The sequence below is a fragment of the Nocardioides agariphilus genome, from assembly GCF_015352445.1.
Classification (GTDB): domain Bacteria; phylum Actinomycetota; class Actinomycetes; order Propionibacteriales; family Nocardioidaceae; genus Nocardioides; species Nocardioides agariphilus.
Genome location: NZ_JADKPO010000014.1, coordinates 1 through 20069, shown reverse-complemented (window position 1 = coordinate 20069; position 20069 = coordinate 1). Strand labels below are relative to the sequence as shown.

At 70.5% G+C, this 20069-nt stretch carries 21 protein-coding genes, 3 tRNA genes and 1 pseudogene; 12 read left to right on the top strand and 13 right to left on the bottom strand.

Annotation, left to right across the window (positions count from 1 at the left end):
* Positions 1-8: 8 nt before the first annotated feature.
* The 4 genes from ISU10_RS11770 to ISU10_RS11755 form a co-directional block, all read right to left on the bottom strand.
* Positions 9-1766, bottom strand: coding sequence for a glycoside hydrolase family 13 protein (locus ISU10_RS11770; RefSeq protein WP_370865221.1), 1758 nt, complete (start codon positions 1764-1766; stop codon positions 9-11).
* 54 nt (positions 1767-1820) lie between these two features.
* Complete coding sequence (locus tag ISU10_RS11765) at positions 1821-2744, bottom strand: TIGR03086 family metal-binding protein (RefSeq protein ID WP_194696594.1); 924 nt, start codon at positions 2742-2744, stop codon at positions 1821-1823.
* A gap of 24 nt (positions 2745-2768) precedes the next feature.
* A complete protein-coding gene (locus ISU10_RS11760; RefSeq protein WP_194696593.1) occupies positions 2769-3746 on the bottom strand; it encodes a phosphotransferase family protein in 978 nt (325 codons plus the stop codon).
* A gap of 66 nt (positions 3747-3812) precedes the next feature.
* Positions 3813-5387, bottom strand: coding sequence for a bifunctional phosphatase PAP2/diacylglycerol kinase family protein (locus tag ISU10_RS11755; RefSeq protein WP_370865218.1), 1575 nt, complete (start codon positions 5385-5387; stop codon positions 3813-3815).
* Positions 5388-5512: 125 nt separating this feature from the next.
* On the opposite strand from ISU10_RS11755, the gene serS reads away from it, so the two are divergent.
* Genes serS through ISU10_RS11735 form a run of 4 tightly spaced genes read left to right on the top strand, consistent with a single transcriptional unit; the run spans position 5513 to position 9125 of the window.
* Entirely contained in the window at positions 5513-6781 is a 1269-nt protein-coding gene (serS, locus tag ISU10_RS11750) for a serine--tRNA ligase (protein ID WP_194696592.1), read from the top strand.
* A 20-nt stretch (positions 6782-6801) separates the two neighbouring features.
* Positions 6802-7659: an HAD family hydrolase gene (locus ISU10_RS11745; protein WP_194696591.1), complete on the top strand. Its 858-nt coding sequence runs from the start codon at positions 6802-6804 to the stop codon at positions 7657-7659.
* Between the two features lie 28 nt (positions 7660-7687).
* Positions 7688-8518 (top strand): HAD family hydrolase, encoded by an 831-nt coding sequence (locus ISU10_RS11740; RefSeq protein WP_194696590.1) that lies wholly within the window; start codon positions 7688-7690, stop codon positions 8516-8518.
* 4 nt (positions 8519-8522) lie between these two features.
* Entirely contained in the window at positions 8523-9125 is a 603-nt protein-coding gene (locus tag ISU10_RS11735; protein ID WP_194696589.1) for a hypothetical protein, read from the top strand.
* Between the two features lie 13 nt (positions 9126-9138).
* On the opposite strand, the gene ISU10_RS11730 is transcribed toward ISU10_RS11735, so the two are convergent.
* The 4 genes from ISU10_RS11730 to mobA form a co-directional block, all read right to left on the bottom strand.
* Entirely contained in the window at positions 9139-9798 is a 660-nt protein-coding gene (locus ISU10_RS11730; protein ID WP_194696588.1) for a bacterial proteasome activator family protein, read from the bottom strand.
* Between the two features lie 25 nt (positions 9799-9823).
* Positions 9824-10804, bottom strand: coding sequence for an NAD(P)H-quinone oxidoreductase (locus ISU10_RS11725; protein ID WP_194696587.1), 981 nt, complete (start codon positions 10802-10804; stop codon positions 9824-9826).
* A complete protein-coding gene (locus ISU10_RS11720) occupies positions 10804-11127 on the bottom strand; it encodes a DUF6457 domain-containing protein (RefSeq protein WP_194696586.1) in 324 nt (107 codons plus the stop codon). Before ISU10_RS11720 ends, ISU10_RS11725 begins: the two co-directional genes overlap by 1 nt.
* A 78-nt stretch (positions 11128-11205) precedes the next feature.
* A complete protein-coding gene (gene mobA / locus ISU10_RS11715) occupies positions 11206-11799 on the bottom strand; it encodes a molybdenum cofactor guanylyltransferase (RefSeq protein ID WP_370865214.1) in 594 nt (197 codons plus the stop codon).
* 57 nt (positions 11800-11856) lie between these two features.
* Between mobA and ISU10_RS11710 the strand changes: the two genes are divergently transcribed.
* The 4 genes from ISU10_RS11710 to ISU10_RS11695 all read left to right on the top strand — a co-directional run bounded on the left by ISU10_RS11710 (position 11857) and on the right by ISU10_RS11695 (position 14056).
* Positions 11857-12612: a carbon-nitrogen hydrolase family protein gene (locus tag ISU10_RS11710; RefSeq protein ID WP_194696684.1), complete on the top strand. Its 756-nt coding sequence runs from the start codon at positions 11857-11859 to the stop codon at positions 12610-12612.
* 32 nt (positions 12613-12644) lie between these two features.
* On the top strand, positions 12645-13676 hold the full coding sequence (locus ISU10_RS11705; protein WP_194696585.1) for a hypothetical protein: 1032 nt from the start codon (positions 12645-12647) through the stop codon (positions 13674-13676).
* A gap of 32 nt (positions 13677-13708) precedes the next feature.
* Entirely contained in the window at positions 13709-13939 is a 231-nt protein-coding gene (locus ISU10_RS11700; RefSeq protein WP_370865211.1) for a biotin/lipoyl-binding carrier protein, read from the top strand.
* A 28-nt stretch (positions 13940-13967) separates the two neighbouring features.
* A tRNA-Ser gene (locus tag ISU10_RS11695) sits at positions 13968-14056 on the top strand.
* Positions 14057-14059: 3 nt separating this feature from the next.
* Here ISU10_RS11695 and ISU10_RS11690 read toward each other — a convergent pair.
* A complete protein-coding gene (locus ISU10_RS11690; protein WP_194696584.1) occupies positions 14060-14452 on the bottom strand; it encodes a hypothetical protein in 393 nt (130 codons plus the stop codon).
* Between the two features lie 281 nt (positions 14453-14733).
* Between ISU10_RS11690 and ISU10_RS11685 the strand changes: the two genes are divergently transcribed.
* The 3 genes from ISU10_RS11685 to ISU10_RS11675 all read left to right on the top strand — a co-directional run bounded on the left by ISU10_RS11685 (position 14734) and on the right by ISU10_RS11675 (position 15566).
* The gene (locus ISU10_RS11685) at positions 14734-15102 is read left to right on the top strand and encodes a hypothetical protein (protein WP_194696583.1); all 369 of its coding nucleotides are present in this window, start codon (positions 14734-14736) and stop codon (positions 15100-15102) included.
* A 45-nt stretch (positions 15103-15147) separates the two neighbouring features.
* Positions 15148-15236, top strand: a tRNA-Ser gene (locus ISU10_RS11680).
* Positions 15237-15428: 192 nt separating this feature from the next.
* Positions 15429-15566 carry a hypothetical protein gene (locus tag ISU10_RS11675; protein ID WP_194696582.1) on the top strand — a complete coding sequence of 46 codons (138 nt, stop codon included), beginning with the start codon at positions 15429-15431 and terminating at the stop codon, positions 15564-15566.
* Positions 15567-15765: 199 nt separating this feature from the next.
* On the opposite strand, the gene ISU10_RS11670 is transcribed toward ISU10_RS11675, so the two are convergent.
* The 3 genes from ISU10_RS11670 to ISU10_RS11660 all read right to left on the bottom strand — a co-directional run bounded on the left by ISU10_RS11670 (position 15766) and on the right by ISU10_RS11660 (position 19559).
* Entirely contained in the window at positions 15766-16833 is a 1068-nt protein-coding gene (locus ISU10_RS11670; RefSeq protein ID WP_194696581.1) for a TrmB family transcriptional regulator, read from the bottom strand.
* A gap of 109 nt (positions 16834-16942) precedes the next feature.
* The gene (locus tag ISU10_RS11665) at positions 16943-18784 is read right to left on the bottom strand and encodes a phosphoenolpyruvate carboxykinase (GTP) (RefSeq protein WP_194696580.1); all 1842 of its coding nucleotides are present in this window, start codon (positions 18782-18784) and stop codon (positions 16943-16945) included.
* 193 nt (positions 18785-18977) lie between these two features.
* The gene (locus tag ISU10_RS11660) at positions 18978-19559 is read right to left on the bottom strand and encodes a hypothetical protein (RefSeq protein WP_194696579.1); all 582 of its coding nucleotides are present in this window, start codon (positions 19557-19559) and stop codon (positions 18978-18980) included.
* A 99-nt stretch (positions 19560-19658) separates the two neighbouring features.
* On the opposite strand from ISU10_RS11660, the gene ISU10_RS11655 reads away from it, so the two are divergent.
* Positions 19659-19734 (top strand) — tRNA-Arg (locus tag ISU10_RS11655).
* A 36-nt stretch (positions 19735-19770) separates the two neighbouring features.
* On the opposite strand, the pseudogene ISU10_RS23085 reads toward ISU10_RS11655, so the two are convergent.
* Positions 19771-20069: pseudogene (locus tag ISU10_RS23085) on the bottom strand (hypothetical protein); the annotation flags it as partial.

Sequence of the window (20069 nt, the reverse complement as noted above, 5' to 3'; positions counted from 1 at the left end):
ATGGCTGTTCAAGCCAGGCGGAAGACACGTGACTCCCAGGGAGCGAGGGGATCGGCCGGTCCGGGGGTCGCATCCTGCACCGAGCCGATCAGCAGCTCGGCGTCGTCGTAGGCCACCTCGCTCAGGTCAGCTACGACACCGGGGTCGGACGACAGGTTGGCGACGACGAGCAGCCGGACTCCGTCGTACTCACGGACGAAGGCGTAGACCTGAGGGTCGTCGACCAGCAGCATCCGGAAGGAGCCGTGCGCCACGACGGGCTCGTCGTGACGCAGCGCGATGAGCCGCCGGTAGTGGGCGTAGACCGAAGCCGGGTCGTCGACCTGCGCCGCCGCGTTGATCTCCCCAGCAAGGGGGTGCACCTCGATCCACGGGCTGCCACTGGTGAAGCCGCCGGTCGCCGAGGCGTCCCAGGGCATCGGGAGGCGGGCGTTGTCGCGGCCCTTGCGAGACAGCGCACCCATGGTGTCCTCGGGGGAGCGACCCGAGGCGACGGCCGCGGCGTAGTAGTTGAGCGACTCGACGTCGCGCAGCTGGTCCAGGCGGGTGAACCCGGCGTTGGGCAGGCCGAGCTCGTCGCCCTGGTAGACGTACGGCGTGCCGCGGTGCAGGTGCAGGACGGTGGCCAGTGCCTTGGCCGACTGCTGGCGATGCGCGGGGTCGTCGCTGCCGAAACGGCTCACGCACCGGGGCTGGTCGTGGTTGCCGAGGTAGAGGCTGTTCCAGCCGGCGGCGGCCAGCCCCTCCTGCCAGCGGTTCAGCGAGTGCTTCAGGTCGAGCATGGTCATGGGCACGATGTCCCACTTGCCCTGGGGTCCGGAGTCGAGGTCGACGTGCTCGAACTGGAAGACCATGTCCAGCTCTGCTCGCGCCGGGTCGGTGTAGAGGCGGGCCTGCTCGATGGTGGTCGCCGGCGTCTCCCCCACGGTCAGCACGCCGGGCGGTCGGTCAGCGAACACCTCGCGGTGCATCTCCTGGATGAACTCGTGGATGCGCGGACCGTTGACGACCAGCGGAGTCGTGTCGCCGTACCTCGAGGTGTCCACGACGCCGGCGCCGAGGGGGTCGCGCTCGAGGCGTCCGTCGGGCAGCTGTGGCCGACCGTCCGGGCCGTCGACCAGCACCTTGGACAGCAGGCAGACGACGTCCATGCGGAAGCCGTCGACGCCGCGGTCCAGCCAGCGGTTCATCATCGCGTAGACCGCCTGGCGGACCTCCGGGTTCTCCCAGTTGAGGTCCGGCTGCTCGGGTGCGAACAGGTGCAGGTAGTACTCACCCGTGGTCGGGTCGTAGGTCCACGCCGGTCCCGAGAACGCCGAGCCCCAGTTGGTCGGCTCGGCACCTGGCGTGCCCGGCTCGAAGCCCGGTCGAGGCCGGCGCCACCAGTACCAGTCGCGCTTGGGGTTGTCGGTCGAGGAGCGGGACTCGGCGAACCAGGCATGGGCGGAGCTGGTGTGGTTGACGACGAGGTCCATGACCAGCTTCATGCCCCGGGCGTGCAGCTCGGCGATCAGCTCGTCGAGCTGCGCCAGCGACCCGAACAGCGGGTCGACGTCCTCGTAGTCGCTGATGTCGTAGCCGTTGTCGGCCATCGGCGAGCGGTAGACCGGGCTGAGCCACAGCACGTCGACGCCGAGCCTCTCGAGGTAGTCGAGCCGCTCGATGATGCCGCCCAGGTCGCCCACCCCGTCGCCGTTGCTGTCGGCGAAGCTGCGTGGGTACACCTGGTAGACGACGGCCGACTTCCACCAATCGCGTGCGGTCACGTGGCTCAGTCTTGCGGACCGGTGGTCGGGCCCTACCACCGACGGGGCTCGGGCTCAGCCCTTCACGTACGAGAGCTTCTCGCAGACCAGCCCGTCGCGGAACCTGATCACATCGACGCCGCGGACGTGACCGTCCTCGCCGCCACCGTCGTCCGCCGATCCCCAGGCGTAGCGCCAACGTACGACGGCGCGGTCGCCGGTCACCAAGGACTCCTCCTCGGTGAAGGTCATGCCGGGGGTGCCCATCACCTCGACCCACACCGGACGCACGGCGTCACGCCCCTCGAAGCGCTGCCCGTCCGGCGACGGCGAGGTCGAGTCGAAGACGATGTCGTCGGTGACCAGGGCGAGCGCTGCGTCGACGTCGCCGGATCCGAACGCCGCGTTGAACGCGGCGAGCACGCGGTGGTTGGTGCCCCAGCTGGCGTCCCGTCCGAACCTGGCCAGCAGGTCGTGGTGGGCGTCACCGTTGAGCTGCCGCCGGGCGGCGATGGCGCCCGCACCCCGGTAGCCCGCCTCGTTGTCGTCGAACCACGCGGTGAAGGCCGCCACGAGATCGCTGTCCATGCTGGTGTCGCCGCCGATGGCGACGGCCAGGTCCCATCCGTGGATGAGGTGGTCGGCGGCGAGCTGCATGGCGTACTCGTCCTTCGGCGTCTCGCCGAACGACAGGTGCACGGTGCCGCCCTTGGGGAGCTCGTCGGTGACGGCCTCCACGGCCTCGCGGGCTGCGGTCAGCGCCGCGTTGACGGGGTCCGTGCCGACGACGTCACCTTCGAACTGGTCGCCCACCTCCTCGATCGTGGCGCCGCGCATCAGCGGCACGGTCCAGAGATCCTCGTAGGTGATGTGGTTGACCAGGCCGCGCACGTCCCAGTCGACGCACGGCGTCGGTTCGGCCCACTGGTCCTCGCCCACCGTGCCGAGGCGGTCGGCGAAGTAGTCGACAGATCGCAGGTAGATCGTCTTCACGTCCATGCCAGTCATCTCCCTTGGCTCCTTTCAGACCAGCCCGGTCCCGAGCGCCAGCTCTGCTTGGCGCAGCCACCAGGGCAGCGCCGCTCGTTCCCTCTCACGTACGGCGGGATCGGGGTGGTCGGCGATGTCGAGCGCCTTGTTCCACCCCAGCCTCGCCAGACCCGCGAGCAGGCCCAGCCTCATCGCGTCGTCGTCGTAGGCCGGCCCCGCCGCTTCGCAGTACAGCTGGACCAGGTCCTCGGGCCCGTCGACCGCGAACAGGTGCGCACAACGAGCGAGCAGCTCGCCGACGTCGAGGGCGCCCGGGCCGGCGGTCGCCATGCCCCAGTCGATGAGGGTCAGGCAGCCGGGCCGGTCCGGCTCGAAGGCCATGTTCACCGTGGCCAGGTCGCCGTGCACGAACGTGGCCGGGAACCGCGCGCAGGCTGCCGCGATCGGCGAGGTGTCCAGGGCCAGCTCCAACACTCGCTCGCCGACCTCGCCTGGTGCGATCTCGGCCCACAGCTCCCAGCCGCGCAGGGCGAAGTCGATGATCGCGTCGCCGGCGTACGGCTGGATGCGGCGGGGCTCGAAGATGCCGAGATGGACGTCGAGCGGGGTCAGTCCCGCGGGTGCGGCGCCGAGGTAGGCACTGTGCAGCTCGGCGGTCGCGGTCATGGCCGTTCGTGCCTGCTCCGGCGTGACGACGGATTCCCAGTCGAGCACCGCGTCACCGAGGTCGCGCATGACGAGCACGCCGGCGTCCTCGTCGTACCAGCCGCCCAGCGCAGCGTGTCGCACCGTCGGCGGCAGCCCGTCGAGCACACCGCGGCGCACCATCCGTACCTCGCGCCCGTGGTCGTCGCCGGTGATCAGCATGACCAGGTCGATCTTGGGGTCGAAGCGCTTGACCACCACCCGCGACCCGTCGGCCAGTGTCACGCGCTCCAACGTCGCACCCGACCGGCCGTCGTCGTTGACCGAGGTGCGTTCCAGAGCGGTCTCGAGCGCCGCGCGGTCCATGCGCCCATCGTCCTCGCCCGAAAGGGTGAGCGCAGCCCCCAGTTCTGACGGAGTGCTATCGGCCCTCTACCTGGGCACGCGGACCAGCAGTCGCCCGTGGACGCAGTGCATCCGCAGCTCGCGGCCCGGCCCGATGGAGTCGCCGTCGAGCTGGCGCGGGGTGTCGGCGCTGGCGCGCACCACCACGGACTGGCCGGTGAGGCGTCCGATGGTCTCGTCCACGCGCTTGCCCTTGCTCAGCACCCGCGCCACCAGAGGCAGCCACGACAAGAACCGCTTGGGGTGCAGGATCACCACGTCGAGCACGCCGTCGTCGATGGCGGCGTCGGGCAGCAAGGGCATGCCCGCCTGGAGGAACCCGACGTTGCCGACCACGACGGTGACCGCCTTGTACGACGTGAACTCGCCGCCGTCGACCGCGATCTCGACCTTCACCACCGGGGACATCAGGGCCTTCAGGCCCGAGAGCACGTAGGCGATCCAGCCGACCTTGCGCTTGATGTCCTCGTTGACGCCCTCCATGATCGCGGCGTCGAGACCCATGCCGGCCATCACCATGAAGTGGCTGTCCTCGAACCCGTCGCCGCTGACCTCGACCAGGTCGATAGCGCGATCCTGGCCGTTGAGGGCCACGTCGATCGCGGCCCGGATGAACAGCGGGATCTGCAGGTTGCGGGCGAGCAGGTTGCCGGTGCCCGCCGGGACGATGCCCACCGGGATGCCGGTACCGGCCAGCTCGGCGCACACCTCGCGCACCGTCCCGTCGCCGCCGCACACCAGCACCAGGTCGGCGCCGGCCACGGCGGCCGCCTCTGCCATGCCGGTGCCGGGGTCCTCGACGGTGGTGTAGTGCCAGGCGGGCGTGGACCAGCCGGACTCCTGGGCCATCGCGGTCACGATCGAGCGGAACTGGTCGGCGTCCTCCACCTTGCTGGGATTGAGGATCACGGCCAGCTGGCGGTTCCCCGGCACCGCCTCGTGTAAGGGTCGCGCGTGCGCTGCGTGGCTGCGTGGCAGCGGGCTGTAGACGGCCATCCACAACAGCGCGACCCCGACCGCGAGCGCCGTACCCCCGATCAGGTCGGTCGGGAAGTGGCGGCCGAGCAGGAGCCGGTCGGCCCAGATCAGCAGGACCTCCGCGGCCGCCAGCGCGTAGATGACCCGCCGCATGCTCGAGCGGCGTACGAACATCAGGGCAAGAACGCACACCACGGCCATCAGGGCGGCGTTCATGGAGGTGTGGCCCGACGGGTAGGACCGGTTCCCCAGCACGCCGAGGGCGTCCTGCCACTCCGGGCGGACCCGCGCGAACATCGCCTTGGTCAGGTCGGTGACGATCCAGGTGGTGAGCACGACCAGGATCGAGTACGTCGCCGCGCGTCGGTGGCCCCGCACGGCCAGCCACACCGCGAGCACGAGCGCGGCCAGCAGCACCCACGTCGCGCCGAACCACGCCTCGATGTGACGCAGGAGCGCGATCAGCGACGCGTGCCCGTCGGCCCAGCGCTCCGCGTCGCGGCCGAGACCGTCGATGGGGTCGAGTGGAGTGCGCTCGGCGGAGACCGCGACACCGAGCACCCCGAACAGCGCCAGGAAGAAGACAGCCCACGAGAGCGTGATCACTCTGGGGCGGTCCAGCACGGGCGTCAGTATGCACTTCCGCTGGTTGAGGAAGGCGCGCCAGCGCCTGTCTCGAAACCATCGGGGGGCTCGTGAAGGTCCCTGGCGGGACGTCCTCGACCAGCAGGTATGGATAGCCTCGTCCCATGATCGACCCCCGGCTGATTCGTGAGGAACCCGACCGCGTCCGCGCCGCCCAGGCCAAGCGCGGCCTGTCCGACGAGGTGGTCGACCGGGCGATCTCCGCCGACGAGACACGGCGCGCGGCCATCGCCGAGTACGAGCGGCTGCGCGCCGAGCAGAAGTCCCTCGGCAAGCAGATCCCCCAGGCCGCGCCGGAGGAGAAGGCCGCCCTGCTCGAGCAGACCAAGGAGCTGGCGGCGCGCGTCAAGGCCGCCGAGTCCGCCCAGTCCGAGGCCGAGGACCTCTGGCGGTCGACGCTGATGGAGATCCCCAACGTCGCGGCCGACGAGGCGCCGGCCGGTGGCGAGGACGACTACCGCGTGATCGAGACCATCGGCACCGCGCCGCAGTTCGACTTCGAGCCCCGTGACCACGTCGAGCTCGGGCAGATGCTCGGCGCGATCGACCTCGAGCGCGGCGCCAAGGTCTCCGGGTCGCGCTTCTACTTCCTCACCGGCATCGGTGCCCAGCTCGAGCTGGCGTTGGTGATGATGGCGATGGACCAGGCCCGCAACGCCGGCTTCACCCAGATGATCGCGCCGGCGCTGGTCAAGCCGCGCGCCATGGAGGGCACGGGTTTCTTGGGCCAGGCCGCCGACGACGTCTACAAGATCGAGGACCAGGACCTCTACCTGGTCGGCACCTCCGAGGTCCCGCTCGCGGCGTACCACTCCGACGAGATCCTCGATGCCTCGTCGCTGCCCCTCCGGTACGCCGCCTTCTCGTCCTGCTTCCGCAAGGAGGCCGGCTCCCACGGCAAGGACACGCGCGGCATCTTCCGGGTGCACTGGTTCGACAAGGTCGAGATGTTCGTCTACACGACCGTCGAGGAGTCCTACGCCGAGCACCTGCGGCTGCTGGCGTGGGAGAAGGAGTTCCTCGACAAGCTCGAGCTGCACTACCGCGTCATCGACGTGGCGGCCGGCGACCTCGGCACTTCTGCGCAGCGCAAGTACGACTGTGAGGCCTGGATCGCCTCGCAGGGCCGGTTCCGCGAGCTCACCTCGACCTCCAACTGCACCGACTTCCAGACCCGTCGCCTGGACACCCGTGGTCGCTTCGCCGACGGCTCGATCGGGCCCGTGGCCACCCTCAACGGCACGCTGTGCTCCATCAACCGGCCGATCATCGCCCTGCTCGAGACCCACCAGCAGGCCGACGGATCGGTCAAGGTGCCGAAGGCGCTGCAGCCCTACCTCGGCGGGCTCGACCTCATCAAGCCCCCAACGTGACACCAGATGTGACACCAGCCGTGACACCTGACGTAAGCCCGAGCGACTGGCTGCCGCGCGTCGTCGCACTCGACATCGACGGGACGCTGCTCAAGTGGGTCGAGGGCTCGGGGCAGACCCACGAAGAGGTACCTGCCGCCGTACGTGACGCCGTACGCCGGGCCCACGACGCGGGTGCCCACATCGTGCTGGCCAGTGGTCGTTCGCCGCACGGCATGACGGTGATCGCGGACCTGCTCGGCCTGCCGCTCGATGACGAGGACCCGCTCTGGGTGGTGGCCTCCAACGGTGCGGTGGTGTTCCGCTACCCGCCCCTCCAGGTCGTCCACGAGGAGACCTTCGACGCGCGCCCGGCGGTCGAGGCGATCCTGCGCGAGCACCCGACCGCGCTGGTGGCGGTCGAGGAGCGTGGCGTCGGGTACCGCGTCAACCGGCCGTTCCCGGTCGGCGAGCTGTCCGGTGAGATGGTCATCACCGAGGTCCGCGACCTGGTGGCCGAGCACGTCAGCCGCGTGATCATCCGCGACCCCGACTCGACCGCCGAGGACTTCCTCGAGCTCGCCGCGCGTCTCGGGCTGCACGGCACCGACTACGTCGTCGGCTGGACCGCCTGGCTCGACCTGGCTCCCGTCGGCGTCAACAAGGCCAGCGGGGTCGCCCATGTCGCGACCCGGCTGGGCCTCGAGGCCGCCGACGTACTCGCGATCGGCGACGGCCGCAACGACATCGAGCTGCTCCAGTGGGCCGGCCGCGGCGTGGCCATGGGCCAGGCCGTCGAGGCCGTGATCGCCGCCGCCGACGCCGTCACCGCCACGGTGTACGACGACGGCGCCGCCACCGAGCTCACCCGCTGGTTCCCCGTCGCCTCGGGTGGTTGAGGTGCTGGGTCGGCGATCGGTGGTTGAGGTGCGTGCGGAGCGAGGCTCGGAACCCCGCCTCGTCGCCACCGACCTCGACGGCACGCTCGTACGTTCCGACGGCACGGTCTCGCCGTACACCCAGGCCGTGCTGACGGCGCTCGACGAGCGGGGTGTGCCGGTGGTGTTCGTGACCGGGAGGCCGCTGCGCTGGGCCGAGGACGTCTTCGAGCACGTCGGGGGCCACGGGCTGGCGGTCATCTCCAACGGCGCCCTGGTCTGGGATGTCGCCCGTCGCGAGCCGGTGCTCACCCGGACCATCGAGCCGGCCGCCGGCATCGAGGTGTGCGAGCTGATCCGCTCCGCCGTATTCGGGAGCGCGTTCGCGGTCGAGACGCTGTCGGGCATCTCGCTCGAGCACGGGTTCCGGGAGAGGTACCCCGTTCCGAGCGGCACGCGGCGCGGGCACCTCGCCGAGATCTTCGCCGGACCCGCCCTCAAGCTGCTGGCGCGCCACGAGGAGCTGGGCTACCAGGAGTTCTGGGACCGCGCCGTCGCGGCCATCGGCGACCGTGCGGTCGTGACGTGGTCGTCGACATCGTCGCTGCTCGAGATCAGCGCGGCGGGCGTCACCAAGGCGACCACCCTCGCGCTGCTGTGCGAGGAGCGCGGCATCGATCCCCACCAGGTGATCGCCTTCGGGGACATGCCCAACGACATCGCCATGCTCGCCTGGGCCGGCACGTCGTACGCGATGGCCGACGCGCACCCGACGGTCGCCGATACTGCCGACCACGTGGCCCCCGGTAACGACGAGGACGGCGTTGCGCGCGTGCTCGCCTCGGTGTTCGGACTGGCCATCGCCCCTGTGGTCGAATAGACGCATGGTCCCCCTCCTGCAGCGGCTGCTCGTGCTGCTGGTGGTCGGGTTGACGTTGACCATCGTCACCGACGCCCCCGCCCACGCCGCCTGCACCTGCCAGCGGCGCTCCGTGGCGCAGCAGGTCGAGAGGGCCGACGCGGTGTTCTCCGGCACCGTCACCATGGCCTCGGGGCCGACCACGTCGGGCAAGCAGCAGCTGATGTCGTACGACGTCAAGGTCGACCGCGTCTACAAGGGCGACATCACCTCCCAGACGGTGACGGTGAAGTCCAACGCCGACCCCGCCAAGTGCGGCCTGACCGGCATGACGGCCGACACCCGCTACCTGGTCTTCGTGCGCGCCAACGCGCAGGGCACGTTCGTCGCCGACCGGTGCAGCGGCACCGCACCGGCGACGAGCACCAAGACCCAGAAGGTGGTCGCCATCCTCGGCGAGGGCAGTACGCCCGTCCCGCCGAAGCCCGACAAGGCGACCTACACCCGGGTGGCCGACTCCGATCCTCCGGACCTGACCCGGATCGCCGCGCCCGGTGCCGCCATGGTGCTGGTCGGTCTGCTCGGCCTGATGGTCTTCGCGGCGCTCGGGCGAACCCGGCGTACCTGACCCGACCGATCCCTCAGAGGTACATCCCGCCCGTGCCGGGACCCTGCTCCGGATCGCCCTGCTGATCGCCCTGCTGCGGCTGCCCGTCGGGGCCCGGCTGGCCGGTGGCCAGCTGGACGCCGGGTGGCAACGCGCGGCGGATCTGCTCGAACTGGGCGCGAGCGGCCATCTGCTGGGCGTAGATCGCGGTCTGGATGCCGTGGAACAAGCCCTCCAGCCACCCGACGAGCTGGGCCTGTGAGATGCGCAGCTCGGCGTCGGACGGCGTCTCGTCGCCCGTGAACGGCAAGGTCAGTCGCTCGAGCTCCTCGACGAGCTCGGGTGCCAGCCCCGACTCGAGCTCCTTGATGGAGCGCCGGTGGATCTCCTTGAGGCGCTGCCGGCTGGCGTCGTCGAGCGGCGCCGACTTCACCTCCTCCAACAGCTGGCGGATCATGCTGCCGATCCGCATCACCTTCGCCGGCTGCTCGACCAGGCTGGTGAGGTCGGACTCGTCGTCCTCCTGCTCGCCCTGCTGCTGCAGCGCCGACGCGGGTACGGCGGCTACGGGCTGCCCGTCGGGACCGACGACGACGACGTGACCCTGAGGATGACCGGGACGTTCCCCCTGCTGGTCGCCCTCGGCTGCGAGCTCCGGGGCGTGCTCGGGGGCGTGCTCGGGCTGTTGGCTCATGCGCCCCACCCTAGAGCGCTGACCCTCAGGAGACGGTGAGGAGGATCTTCCCCGATGACTCACCCGACTCCATCAGGGCGTGTGCTCGGGCCGCCTCGGCCAGGGGCATGGTGGCGCTCACCACGGGCTGGATCGTCTCGTCGGCGAGCAGCGGCCACACGTGCTCGGTGACGGCGGCGCAGATCGCGGTCTTCTCCTCCACCGGCCGCGGCCGCAGGCGGGTCGAGATGATGGCCGCCCGCTTGCTCATCAGCTGATCGAGGTCGAGCTCCGCCTTGGTGCCGCCCATCAGTCCGATGATGGACAGCCGGCCCTCGGTCGCGAGCGCTGCCAGGTTGCGCCCGAGGTAGGACGCGCCCATGTTGTCGAGGATCACGTCGGCGCCATGGCCCCCGGTCGCCTCCTCGACCACTGCCACGAAGTCCTGCTCCCTGTAGTCGATGGCGACCTCAGCCCCCAGCTCGGAGCAGCGAGCCACCTTGTCGGCCGAGCCTGCTGTGGCCAGCACCCGAGCGCCGACCGCCCGGCCGAGCTGGATCGCCATGGACCCGATGCCGCCGGCGCCCCCGTGGACCAGGAACCACTCGCCCTGCCGTAGGCCCGCGAGCATGAACACGTTGGACCAGACCGTGCACGCCACCTCGGGCAGGCTCGCGGCCTGCTCGAGGCTGACCCCGCGAGGTACGGGCATCACCTGACCCGCGGGACACACCACGAGCTCCGCGTAGCCGCCGCCCGCGAGCAGGGCGCAGCACTCGTCGCCGACATGCCAGTCGGTCACCCCCTCGCCGACCGCCGCGATGGTGCCGCTGCACTCGAGCCCGAGGATGTCGCTCGCGCCCGGGGGCGGGTCGTAGAAGCCCCTGCGCTGCAGCAGGTCGGGCCGGTTGACGGCGGTGGCGACCACGGCGATCGCGACCTCGCCGGGTCCGGGTCGGGGGTCGGGTACGTCGGCCAAGGTCAGTACGTCGGGTCCTCCAGGACCCGTGGCCACGACGGCCCTCATCAGTCGTCGAAGCGATCGCCGGTGTGGTCGACCAGGCTGTCGTCGGGCACGTCGTCGGTGATGTCCACCGGGTCCGTGGCGTCCGACGGTCGGTCCCAGCCCTCTGCGAGCAGCTGCGCACGGGCGGCGAGCTTCTCCACGGCCTCGGGGTCCGCCTCGTTGAGCCCGGCGGCGTACCCCAGGAGGTAGGCGCTGATCGGGGCCGCCTTGCGCACCACGTTGTCGGCCACGACCTTGGCGAGGTCGAGCACCAGTCCCTCGTCGACCTCGGTGTCGATGTCGAGGACGTCGCACAGCTCATCGATCCAGTCGTGCAGGTTCACGGCAACATCATGCTCGACCGCGCCCGACGATCACACCTCTGGGCCAGGTCGGTGTTCCGGCCCAGCTCGAGCGAGTGCTCAGGACGGCTCCAGGTCCGACCACTCGTCGACGTCGTACGCCTCGTCGTCGCGGGCTGGTACGTCGGCCAGGTCCAGGCTCGCCCACAGCCCCCGCATCGCCGCCCCGGCCACCTCCGCCGGCCGCACCCGCGCCAGGGCCTCGGCCTCCACCGCGAACGCCAGGTGCCGCCGCCCCCCGTCCACCAGCACCGCCCCGTCGTGTCCCTGCATGCCCGCCACCAACCGCCGTACCGTCCCCTCGCCGACTCCCGGCATGTCGACAGCCAGCACCACCAGTGGCGTACTCCCGTGCGGTTGACGGGTCATTTCAGCCTTTTGACCCGTCAACCGCACGGGACTACCGCGGCGCAGCGCCTCGAGACCGGCGTACGTCGCCGCAACCGGCCCGCCGTACGGCGGGTGCTCGCGGGTCCAGAGGACCGGGCGGGAGGTGGGGTGCTCGTCGCCGACGACGACGACGCGGTGGGCGGCGCGGACGGCGGCGAGGGTCCGCTCGAGCAGCGTCGTCCCGTTGACCTCGACCGCGGCCTTGTCGGCGCCGCCGAGCCGGGTGGCGCGGCCACCGGCCAGGACCACCGCGTCGAAGACCACGAACCGCAGTGTGCCCTGTCCGATCCGGCGGATGTGATCAGCGGGCAGACTGGGCCCATGCAGGTCACCTTGGTGCAGGAGGCGTCCACGCTCGACCCCGCCGAGAACCGGGACCGGCTGGCGGAGCTGACGCCCGAGGGCAGCGATCTCGTGGTCTTTCCCGAGGCCTACGCCCGCGACTTCGGCGAGCCGGGGTCCGATCTCAGCGACGCGGCCGAGGAGCTCGACGGCCCGTTCGCCACCGAGGTCGCCCGCGTCGCCGCCGCGCGCGGCACCACGATCCTGGCCGGCATGTTCGAGCGCAGCGCCGACCCTGCTCGCCCGGTCAACACCTTGGTCATGCGCGGCGCCGCGCAGGCCGACTACCGCAAGATCCACCTCTACGACTCCTTCGGCTACCAGGAGTCCGACCGCGTGACGGCAGGCCCCCTGAGTCCGGTGACCGTCGAGCTCGGTGGCCTCACGCTCGGCCTGATGACCTGCTACGACCTGCGCTTCCCCGAGCTCGCCCGTGCGCTGGTCGCCGAGGGCGCCGACGTACTCGTCGTCCCCGCCGCCTGGGTGGCCGGGCCGCGCAAGGTCGACCACTGGAGGACCCTGGCCCGCGCGAGGGCGATCGAGAACACCGCCTACGTCGTCGCCGTCGGCCAGCCCGGCCCGCGCTACTGCGGACACTCGATCGCCGTCGACCCTCTCGGCGAGGTCCTGGCCGAAGCCGGCGAGAAGCCCGAGTCCCTCACCGTGACCCTCGAACGCGACGTCGTCGACCAGGCCCGCCGGACCAACCCGTCCCTCGCCAACCGCCGGCTCTGAGGCTCGACCTCCTCCCGGCTACCCTCCCGCCCGTGCCCCCCACCGCCCCTCGCCGTCGTGCCGAGCGGGTCCCCCGACGCTCGCGGCTGCGGCCGGGTCGGCGCGTCGGGGTGATGGTGTGGGCGCTCGTGCTCGTCGCCGGGATGGCGGCGCTGGCCTACGCGGCGCTCCCGGACGCACCGGCGTACGTCGGCGAGAGCGGCGGCGTGGCGATCGCGGTGGCCTTCACGACCGGACTGCTCGCACGTACGGGTGGCCGTACGTTCGTCTACGGCGCCCTGGCCACCGCACTGGGTGCCGCCGTCGTCGTCACCGACGAGCCCGTGCTGCGCACCGGAGCCGCGGTGCTGACCTGCGTGGTCACTGCCGTCTTCGCGGTGATGGCGACCACCCCCGCGGCGACCGTGCTCAACGCGGCCCGCGAGGTGGTGGTGGCGATGCTCGTGGGTGTGGTCGGGGCCGCGGCGGTCGTGGGACTCGAGCCGACCGTGAGCCTGGACCGCTTCGCCTACACCACGCTCGGAGCCTCGCTCGCGCTCAGCCTGGTCGTGGTCTACCGCCTGGGCGCCGGCCTCCACGGTCTGGGTCGGCGGGGCCTGGTGGCTGTCGTGATCGGTGGTGGACTGCTCGCGCTGACCATGGCGTACGCCGAGGTGCTGCGCCGCTACGGAGCGCCCGACCTCGTCGACACGCTGCTCGAGGGTCGTTCGTGGGCCTTGGAGACGCTGCACGGGGCCCCTCGTCCGGTGCAGGCGCTGCTCGGCGTGCCCGCCCTGGTGTGGGGCACGCACATGCGGGCACGGCGCCGACAGGGCTGGTGGGTCTGCGCGTTCGGCGTGACCGCGGCGGCCCAGGTGACCCATACCTTCTTGGATCCCACGCTGACGGTCACGCAGGCCGGCCTGACCACTGTGTACTCGGTCGTCCTCGGCATCGTCATCGGCGCGATCGTGATCCGGGTCGACGTACTCCTCACGGGCTCTCGGCGCGGCCGACGGGCTCGCACCGGCCACGAGGCCGGCGCCCTGCGCCCCGAACCGGGCCGTACGCAGCCGCTGCTGTGAACCTCTGGGCCACAGTGGGCTAAGTTCGGCCCGTGCCCCGCGAACAGCACGTCGAGATCCTCGCCGAGATGGTGGCCAACGTGCTCAGCATCACCGTCGAGGTGGGAGACACCGTCGCGGTCGGCGACATCGTCGTCCTGCTGGAGTCGATGAAGATGGAGATCCCCGTGATGGCCGAGGTGGCCGGCACCGTCACGGCCGTCAAGGTCGCCGACGGCGACGTCGTCCAGGAGGGTGACCCGCTCGTCGAACTCACCGCGTGACCCGAGGTCTCGTAAGGTGGTGCCCCTTGGAGGGGTGCCGGAGTGGCCGATCGGAACCGCCTTGAAAGCGGTCGCTGGCAGAGATGTCAGCCGCGGGTTCGAATCCCGCCCCCTCTGCTGCTACTCGCTGCCGCCGATCTCCTCCTCGACCTCGTCGTAGGCGAGGTCGTGCAGCCGCTGTACGTAGTGGTCGATGTCGACCAGGAGCCGCTTGAGCCCTTCGCGTACCTCATCGACGTCAGCGGTCTCCAGTACCTTCGGACCGTACGCCGCCAGCCGGCGCAGCAGTGCCGCGCGATCCCGCGCCGACTTGCCGTGCCGAGCCGACAGGGCGCTGTCGTCGGGGTCGAGGTGCTCGCGCTCCAGCGCGTCACGCACCGGGACCATGTGTCGGCGCACGCTCCACCGCCAGCCGCCCAGCTCGGCGGCGGGGACGGGCTCGTCGAGGGCGCGCTGCAGACCTGCGAGCGCGGTTGCCGTACTGATCGGGCGATCGAGCGTGGAGCGGGTCATCGAGACCTCCGCGACGGGGGGTGGACGTCGAGCGAGGAACCACGAGTGTGACTCGCGGCGCGACTGCCGGACAAGACACCCGGGCGAACTCGGGAAGAATTGTGGTGAAGTGCCCAGGAGACGGTTGAATCCGGCGTGTGGACCCAGCGCCTGACCCAGCGTTAGACCCAGCGCCTGAACCAGCGCCTGACCCAGCGCCTGACCCAGCGCCTGGGCCAGGGCGAGCGGCCGAGTACCGGCTCGCCCCCGCGATCGTGGCTCGATCCGCGGGTGCCGGCCTCGTGGCGCTGGGAGTTGTCGTCGTGGCCCTCACGGTCGTCTGCGCCGCCCTCGACTGGAGCCTCGCGGTGGTGGGCCTGGTCGCGACCGTCGGGCTCGCCCTGCTGCTGGGCGGGGTGTGGTGGGCGACCAAGCTGGCCTACGTCGTCCGGCTGGACCGGTTGGGCTACGAGGTCCGGCTGGTCAGGGGTGCAGGCGTGATGCGGGCTCGCTGGGCTGATGTGGCGGACGCCTCGACGGTTGCCGTACGCGGGGTGTCGTGCGTGGTGCTCGCCCTGCGTGACGGTCGGACGACGACCATCCCGGTGTCGCTGCTCAGCGGCGACCGCGACGAGTTCGTCGCCAGCCTGCGGGCCCGTCTGCAAGGCTGATTCGGCGCTCACGGACGCCTGCTTGTAGCCTGTCTGACGCTTCGGGGAGGCGTCGCCTAGTCCGGTCTATGGCGCCCGCCTGCTAAGCGGGTTGAGGGTCAAACCTCTCGCGGGTTCAAATCCCGCCGCCTCCGCAGCGAGTCGGTCCTCTCGGGCGCCCACCAGCGGGACAGGGAGGGCCGACTCACCCTGCCCGGACGCGAATTGCAAAGTTTTGCATTGCAATTAGTTGAGCCAAGAGCGGGCTGACGCCGGTCCCACGAGTTGGGGAGACTGAAGATTCGGACGGCGGGTACCACTCAGGCCACCGCTAGAGGGAGATGCTGATGACGATTCTTCGTAAAGCCGCGATCCTCGTAGCCGCTGCGGCGATGACGGTCGGGCTGGTCGGAGTGAGCTCACCGGCCGGCGCCGTCGACACGGGGTGGGACTGCCACTCCGGATGTGTCATCGGGGGCCGCTGACCAAGCGCCACACCAGACGTGAGACGGGACTCTCCGGCCGACCCCCCATGGCCGGGTCTCCTCAGGCCACCCCCCCGGCCGTGTCTCATGAACGAGGGCAGCGCCGCCGGCGCTGCCCTCGTTATACGTCTGGGTTATACGTCTGGGTTAAACGTCTGGGTCAAACGCCTGGGTCAAACGTCTGGGTCAAACGCCTGGGTTAAACATCTGGGGAGTCCGGGTTGCTGATCGCCTCATCGTCAGGTGCTTCGGGCTCGCCCTCGGCGCGGTCGGTGCCCGAGATGCCGAGCTGTCCCATCGTGTAGCCCAGCTGGAACCTGGTCTCGGCCTCGAACTCCTCCTTGAGGTCGGCGATGTACCCGGCGTAGGTCCGCGGGCTGACACCGAGCCGCTTGGCGCTGGCCGGGTCGGCGTACCCCTTGATCAGCATCCGGATCGTCATCTGCCGCTGCTCGTGCGCGATGTCGCGCTGGGCCGCACTGCCGCGACTGGTCCACGGTTGCGCGCGCTCCCAGGTGCGTTCGAACATGTCGACGAGGTAGGCCAGCAGGTTGGGTTCGCGGATCACCAACGCCGAGCCCGGACCGCCCGCTCCCGGGATGACCGCGATGCGGCGGTCGATGACGATCAGGCGGTTGAAGAACTCATCGAGCGTGCGCACCTCGGCGCCATGGGCAGTGACAGCGGCGACCCACCGCTGGGTGCCCGTACTGCGGCGGGCGCTGTGCTGGTACAGCGTGCGCATCTTGACCCCGCGCTCGAGCGCGGCCGTGTCGCGACGTGCGACGTCGTCGAGATAGGCCTTGAGGCCGGCGTTGTTGCGCTGGCCCTGGGGCTGTGCGGTGAGCAGCTCCTCCTCGGCGTCGGCGACCGCGGAGGCCAAGAAGGCCCCGATCGCCTCCAGGCCGGTGATCTCGGTGATCGGTCCGCGCTGCACCGGCGAGGAGCGCCGCCAGGTCTGGCCGAGCCCTGCGAACGCGCGCGCCCACTGCGTCGACTCCGCGAGCAGCTCGGCGGCCTGGGTGCCCATCGGCGAGACGACCTGGGCCTGGACGGTCGCCGGGTCGACGGCCTGCCACACCTGGTCGTCGGTGTCGAGGGTGAGCAGGCCGAGCCGCACCAGAAGGTCGAAGGCCTCACGGACCTCGGGCTCGGAGGTCAGCCGGGGATCGTCGGCCTGGAGCCCACCGGACGCGAGGGCATCGTCGTACAGCTCGGTGGCGCGCGTCTCGAACAGCGCGCGGTCATCAGGGCCGAAGTGCGACACCCACATCCCCTTCCGGCTACCCCCGGTCCGGATCATGGCATACCGATCGACGGCACGAGGCCCGGACCATCGGCTGTGATCCGGGCCTCGTGGCGTTGTCTGGCGGCTCTCAGACGCTCGCTTCACCGAGCCGAGCGCGGAGCCCGTCGAGCTCGGTCCAGAGCACGGCTGGAAGCTGGTCGCCGAACTTCTCGAACCACTCCTGGATCTGCGGCAGCTCGGCACGCCACTCGTCCGGGTCCACCCGCAGCGCGGCCTCGACCTGCGCGGGTGTCAGGTCCAGACCGTCGGTGTCGAGGGACTCGGGGGTGGGCACCCGGCCGATCGGGGTCTCGACCGCGGCCGCCTGGCCCTCGATGCGCTCGACGACCCACTTGAGCACGCGGCTGTTCTCGCCGAAGCCCGGCCACAAGAAGCCGCCGTCCTCATCACGCCGGAACCAGTTGACGTAGAAGATCTTGGGCAGCTTCGACGCGTCGTTGTCCTTGCCGACCTCGATCCAGTGGTTGAAGTAGTCGCCCGCGTGGTAGCCGATGAACGGCAGCATCGCCATCGGGTCGCGCCGCACCACACCGACCTGACCCACCGCCGCGGCAGTCGTCTCGCTCGACAACGTGGCGCCCATGAACGTGCCGTGCACCCAGTCGCGGGCCTCGGTCACCAGCGGGATCGTGGTCTTGCGCCTGCCCCCGAAGAGGATCGCGTCGATCGGCACGCCGCGCGGGTCGTCGTACTCCGGCGCCAGGATCGGGCACTGCTTGATCGGCGTGCAGTAGCGGCTGTTGGCGTGGCTGGACAGCTCGCCGGTCTCCTCGCTGATCTGGGGCGTCCAGTCCTCGCCCTTCCACGACGTGGCGTGGGCCGGCATGTTCTCCAGGCCCTCCCACCAGATGTCGCCGTCGTCGGTCAGGGCCACGTTGGTGAACACCGAGTTGCCCAGGTTGATGGTCTTCATCGCGTTGGGGTTGGTGTGCTCGTTGGTGCCGGGCGCGACGCCGAAGAAGCCGTACTCGGGGTTGACCGCCCACAGCCGGCCGTCCTCGCCGATCCGCATCCAGGCGATGTCGTCGCCGATCGACTCGACCTTCCAGCCCGGGATGGTCGGGGCGAGCATGGCCAGGTTGGTCTTGCCGCACGCGCTCGGGAACGCGGCTGCGACGTACTTCGTGACGCCGGCCGGGCTGGTCAGCTTGAGGATCAGCATGTGCTCGGCCAGCCAGCCCTCGTCGCGCGCCAGCACGCTGGCGATCCTCAGGGCGTAGCACTTCTTGCCCAGCAGCGAGTTGCCGCCGTACCCGGAGCCGTAGGACCAGATCATCCGCTCCTCGGGGAACTGCACGATGTACTTGGTCTCGTTGCACGGCCACGCCACGTCGGCCTGGCCCTCGGCCAGCGGCATGCCCACCGAGTGGAGTGCGGGCACGAAGTCGGCATCCAGCTCCTCCATGCGGCGCAGCACGTGGGAGCCCATCCGCGCCATCACGCGCATCGAGGCGGTGACGTAGGCGGAGTCGGTGATCTCGACGCCGAACATGGGCTTCTCGGCATCGAGGTGGCCCATCACGAACGGGATGACGTACATCGTCCGGCCCTTCATGCAGCCGGCGTAGAGCCCGCGCATCAGGGTCTTCATCTCCTCGGGGTCCATCCAGTTGTTGGTGGGCCCGGCGTCCTTCTCCTCGACGCTGCAGATGTAGGTCCGGTCCTCGACGCGTGCCACGTCGGTCGGGTCGGTGCGGGCGTGGAAGCTGTTGGGCTTCTTGGCCGGGTCGAGCCGGGTGAAGGTGCCGGAGGCCACCAGAGCGTCCGTGAGTTCGGTCCACTCCTCGTCGGAGCCCGTGCACCAGTGGATGCGGTCGGGCGTCGTGAGGGCGGAGACCCAGTCGACGAAGTCCAGAATCCCTTGGTGGGTGGTGGCCTGCTCGGCTGGAGCCTGCGTATCGGCGGTCATGAAGTCCCTCTCGGCCTGCGCTGCATCAGCGGGGAGTCGTCACGGGATCGCCCCAACTTCGTTGTCGGCGTCGGCGCCCGGAGAGCAAGTGCCCGCGAGGCTACTCGCGCATGGGCTGCCCACATATTGGATCGATCAACGGCTAGTGGCCCGGGTCACAAAGCACACTTTCGCCAGTGCCAGAAGGCCCTTTCTAGCCTGATGAGCCTGCTTCGGCAGCGTGAGCGAACGAGCCCACCATCGACTCGGCGGTCAGTCGGTGCAGGTCGTTGCGGGCGATCTGCGCCCCGCTGACGTCGTTGGGCGAGACCGCTTGCAGCACGTCGCCGGTGTGTGCGTCGAGCACCACCACGAGGCCGCCCTTGTCGCGCGCCCGATCGGCCGTCTTGGCCGCGGACCAGTGATCGTGGCTGGCGAACCTGACGTGCACGACCCAGCGGCCGCCGCCCGTGTCCAGCTGCATCCAGGCTGCCGTCACGGTCGCCGGTCGCAGCCGCCCCGTCAGGGTGTAGGTCTTCTGGCCGTCGACCGAGCAGCGCTGCCGTGCCGACTGCGGGCGGCAGCCCAGCCCGAAGACCGCCACCGCCGTCCCGAGCTCGACCGCGACCCGGCCCGTCAGCTCCGGCGGGTTGCCGCCTCCGGCGTCGTCGGCGACGAGGGTGGGCCCGCTCGTCGGCTCCTGGTCGGGTCCGCCGCCGAAGTCGCAGCCGCCCAGCGCCCCGGCCGCCAGCACGGTCACGAGCACCTGGACGAGCGCCGTACGACGTCCCCGCATGCCCCCATCGTCGCTCGCCCACTGATTTCGGCAACCTCCGGGCGTTCGGCTATCCTCGACCAGTCGTCCGGCCGGTCTCGTGATCAGCCTCCGCGGCAGGCGCCCGTAGCTCAACGGATAGAGCATCTGACTACGGATCAGAAGGTTTGGGGTTCGAATCCCTACGGGCGCGCCACTGTGATGTCTCGGGACATCGGCATGGGGCGAACCCTCAGGATGGGGGTTCGCCCTGCGTTTTGTGTGGCGGTGGTCCGGGTGGTCGGCCGAGTGGCTGGTAGTCGCGGGTGAGGTCGATGGTGAGCTCTCTGAGGAGTTCGCCGGTGGCGGCGTTGATGATGCGGACCTCGAGGTCTTGGACCAGGAGTAGGACGTAGGTTCGGGCGTGGGTTCGTCCGGTGGGGATGTGCCGTAGGCGGCCGGCCACGCGCAGGGTGACGGTGCCGGAGTTGTCGAGGCGGTCTTTGCGGACCCGGTCGATGGTTTCCGGGCGGGGGTGCCCGGGCGGAGCGG

Excerpts from the sequence above, each read along its gene's own strand:
- ISU10_RS11765 (WP_194696594.1), bottom strand. The coding sequence starts at position 2,744 with ATGGACGTGAAGACGATCTACCTGCGATCTGTCGACTACTTCGCCGAC.
- ISU10_RS11760 (WP_194696593.1), bottom strand. The coding sequence starts at position 3,746 with ATGGACCGCGCGGCGCTCGAGACCGCTCTGGAACGCACCTCGGTCAAC.
- serS (WP_194696592.1), top strand. The coding sequence starts at position 5,513 with ATGATCGACCCCCGGCTGATTCGTGAGGAACCCGACCGCGTCCGCGCC.
- ISU10_RS11735 (WP_194696589.1), top strand. The coding sequence starts at position 8,523 with ATGGTCCCCCTCCTGCAGCGGCTGCTCGTGCTGCTGGTGGTCGGGTTG.
- ISU10_RS11730 (WP_194696588.1), bottom strand. The coding sequence starts at position 9,798 with ATGAGCCAACAGCCCGAGCACGCCCCCGAGCACGCCCCGGAGCTCGCA.
- ISU10_RS11725 (WP_194696587.1), bottom strand. The coding sequence starts at position 10,804 with ATGAGGGCCGTCGTGGCCACGGGTCCTGGAGGACCCGACGTACTGACC.
- ISU10_RS11710 (WP_194696684.1), top strand. The coding sequence starts at position 11,857 with ATGCAGGTCACCTTGGTGCAGGAGGCGTCCACGCTCGACCCCGCCGAG.
- ISU10_RS11690 (WP_194696584.1), bottom strand. The coding sequence starts at position 14,452 with ATGACCCGCTCCACGCTCGATCGCCCGATCAGTACGGCAACCGCGCTC.
- ISU10_RS11675 (WP_194696582.1), top strand. The coding sequence starts at position 15,429 with ATGACGATTCTTCGTAAAGCCGCGATCCTCGTAGCCGCTGCGGCGATG.
- ISU10_RS11665 (WP_194696580.1), bottom strand. The coding sequence starts at position 18,784 with ATGACCGCCGATACGCAGGCTCCAGCCGAGCAGGCCACCACCCACCAA.
- ISU10_RS11660 (WP_194696579.1), bottom strand. The coding sequence starts at position 19,559 with ATGCGGGGACGTCGTACGGCGCTCGTCCAGGTGCTCGTGACCGTGCTG.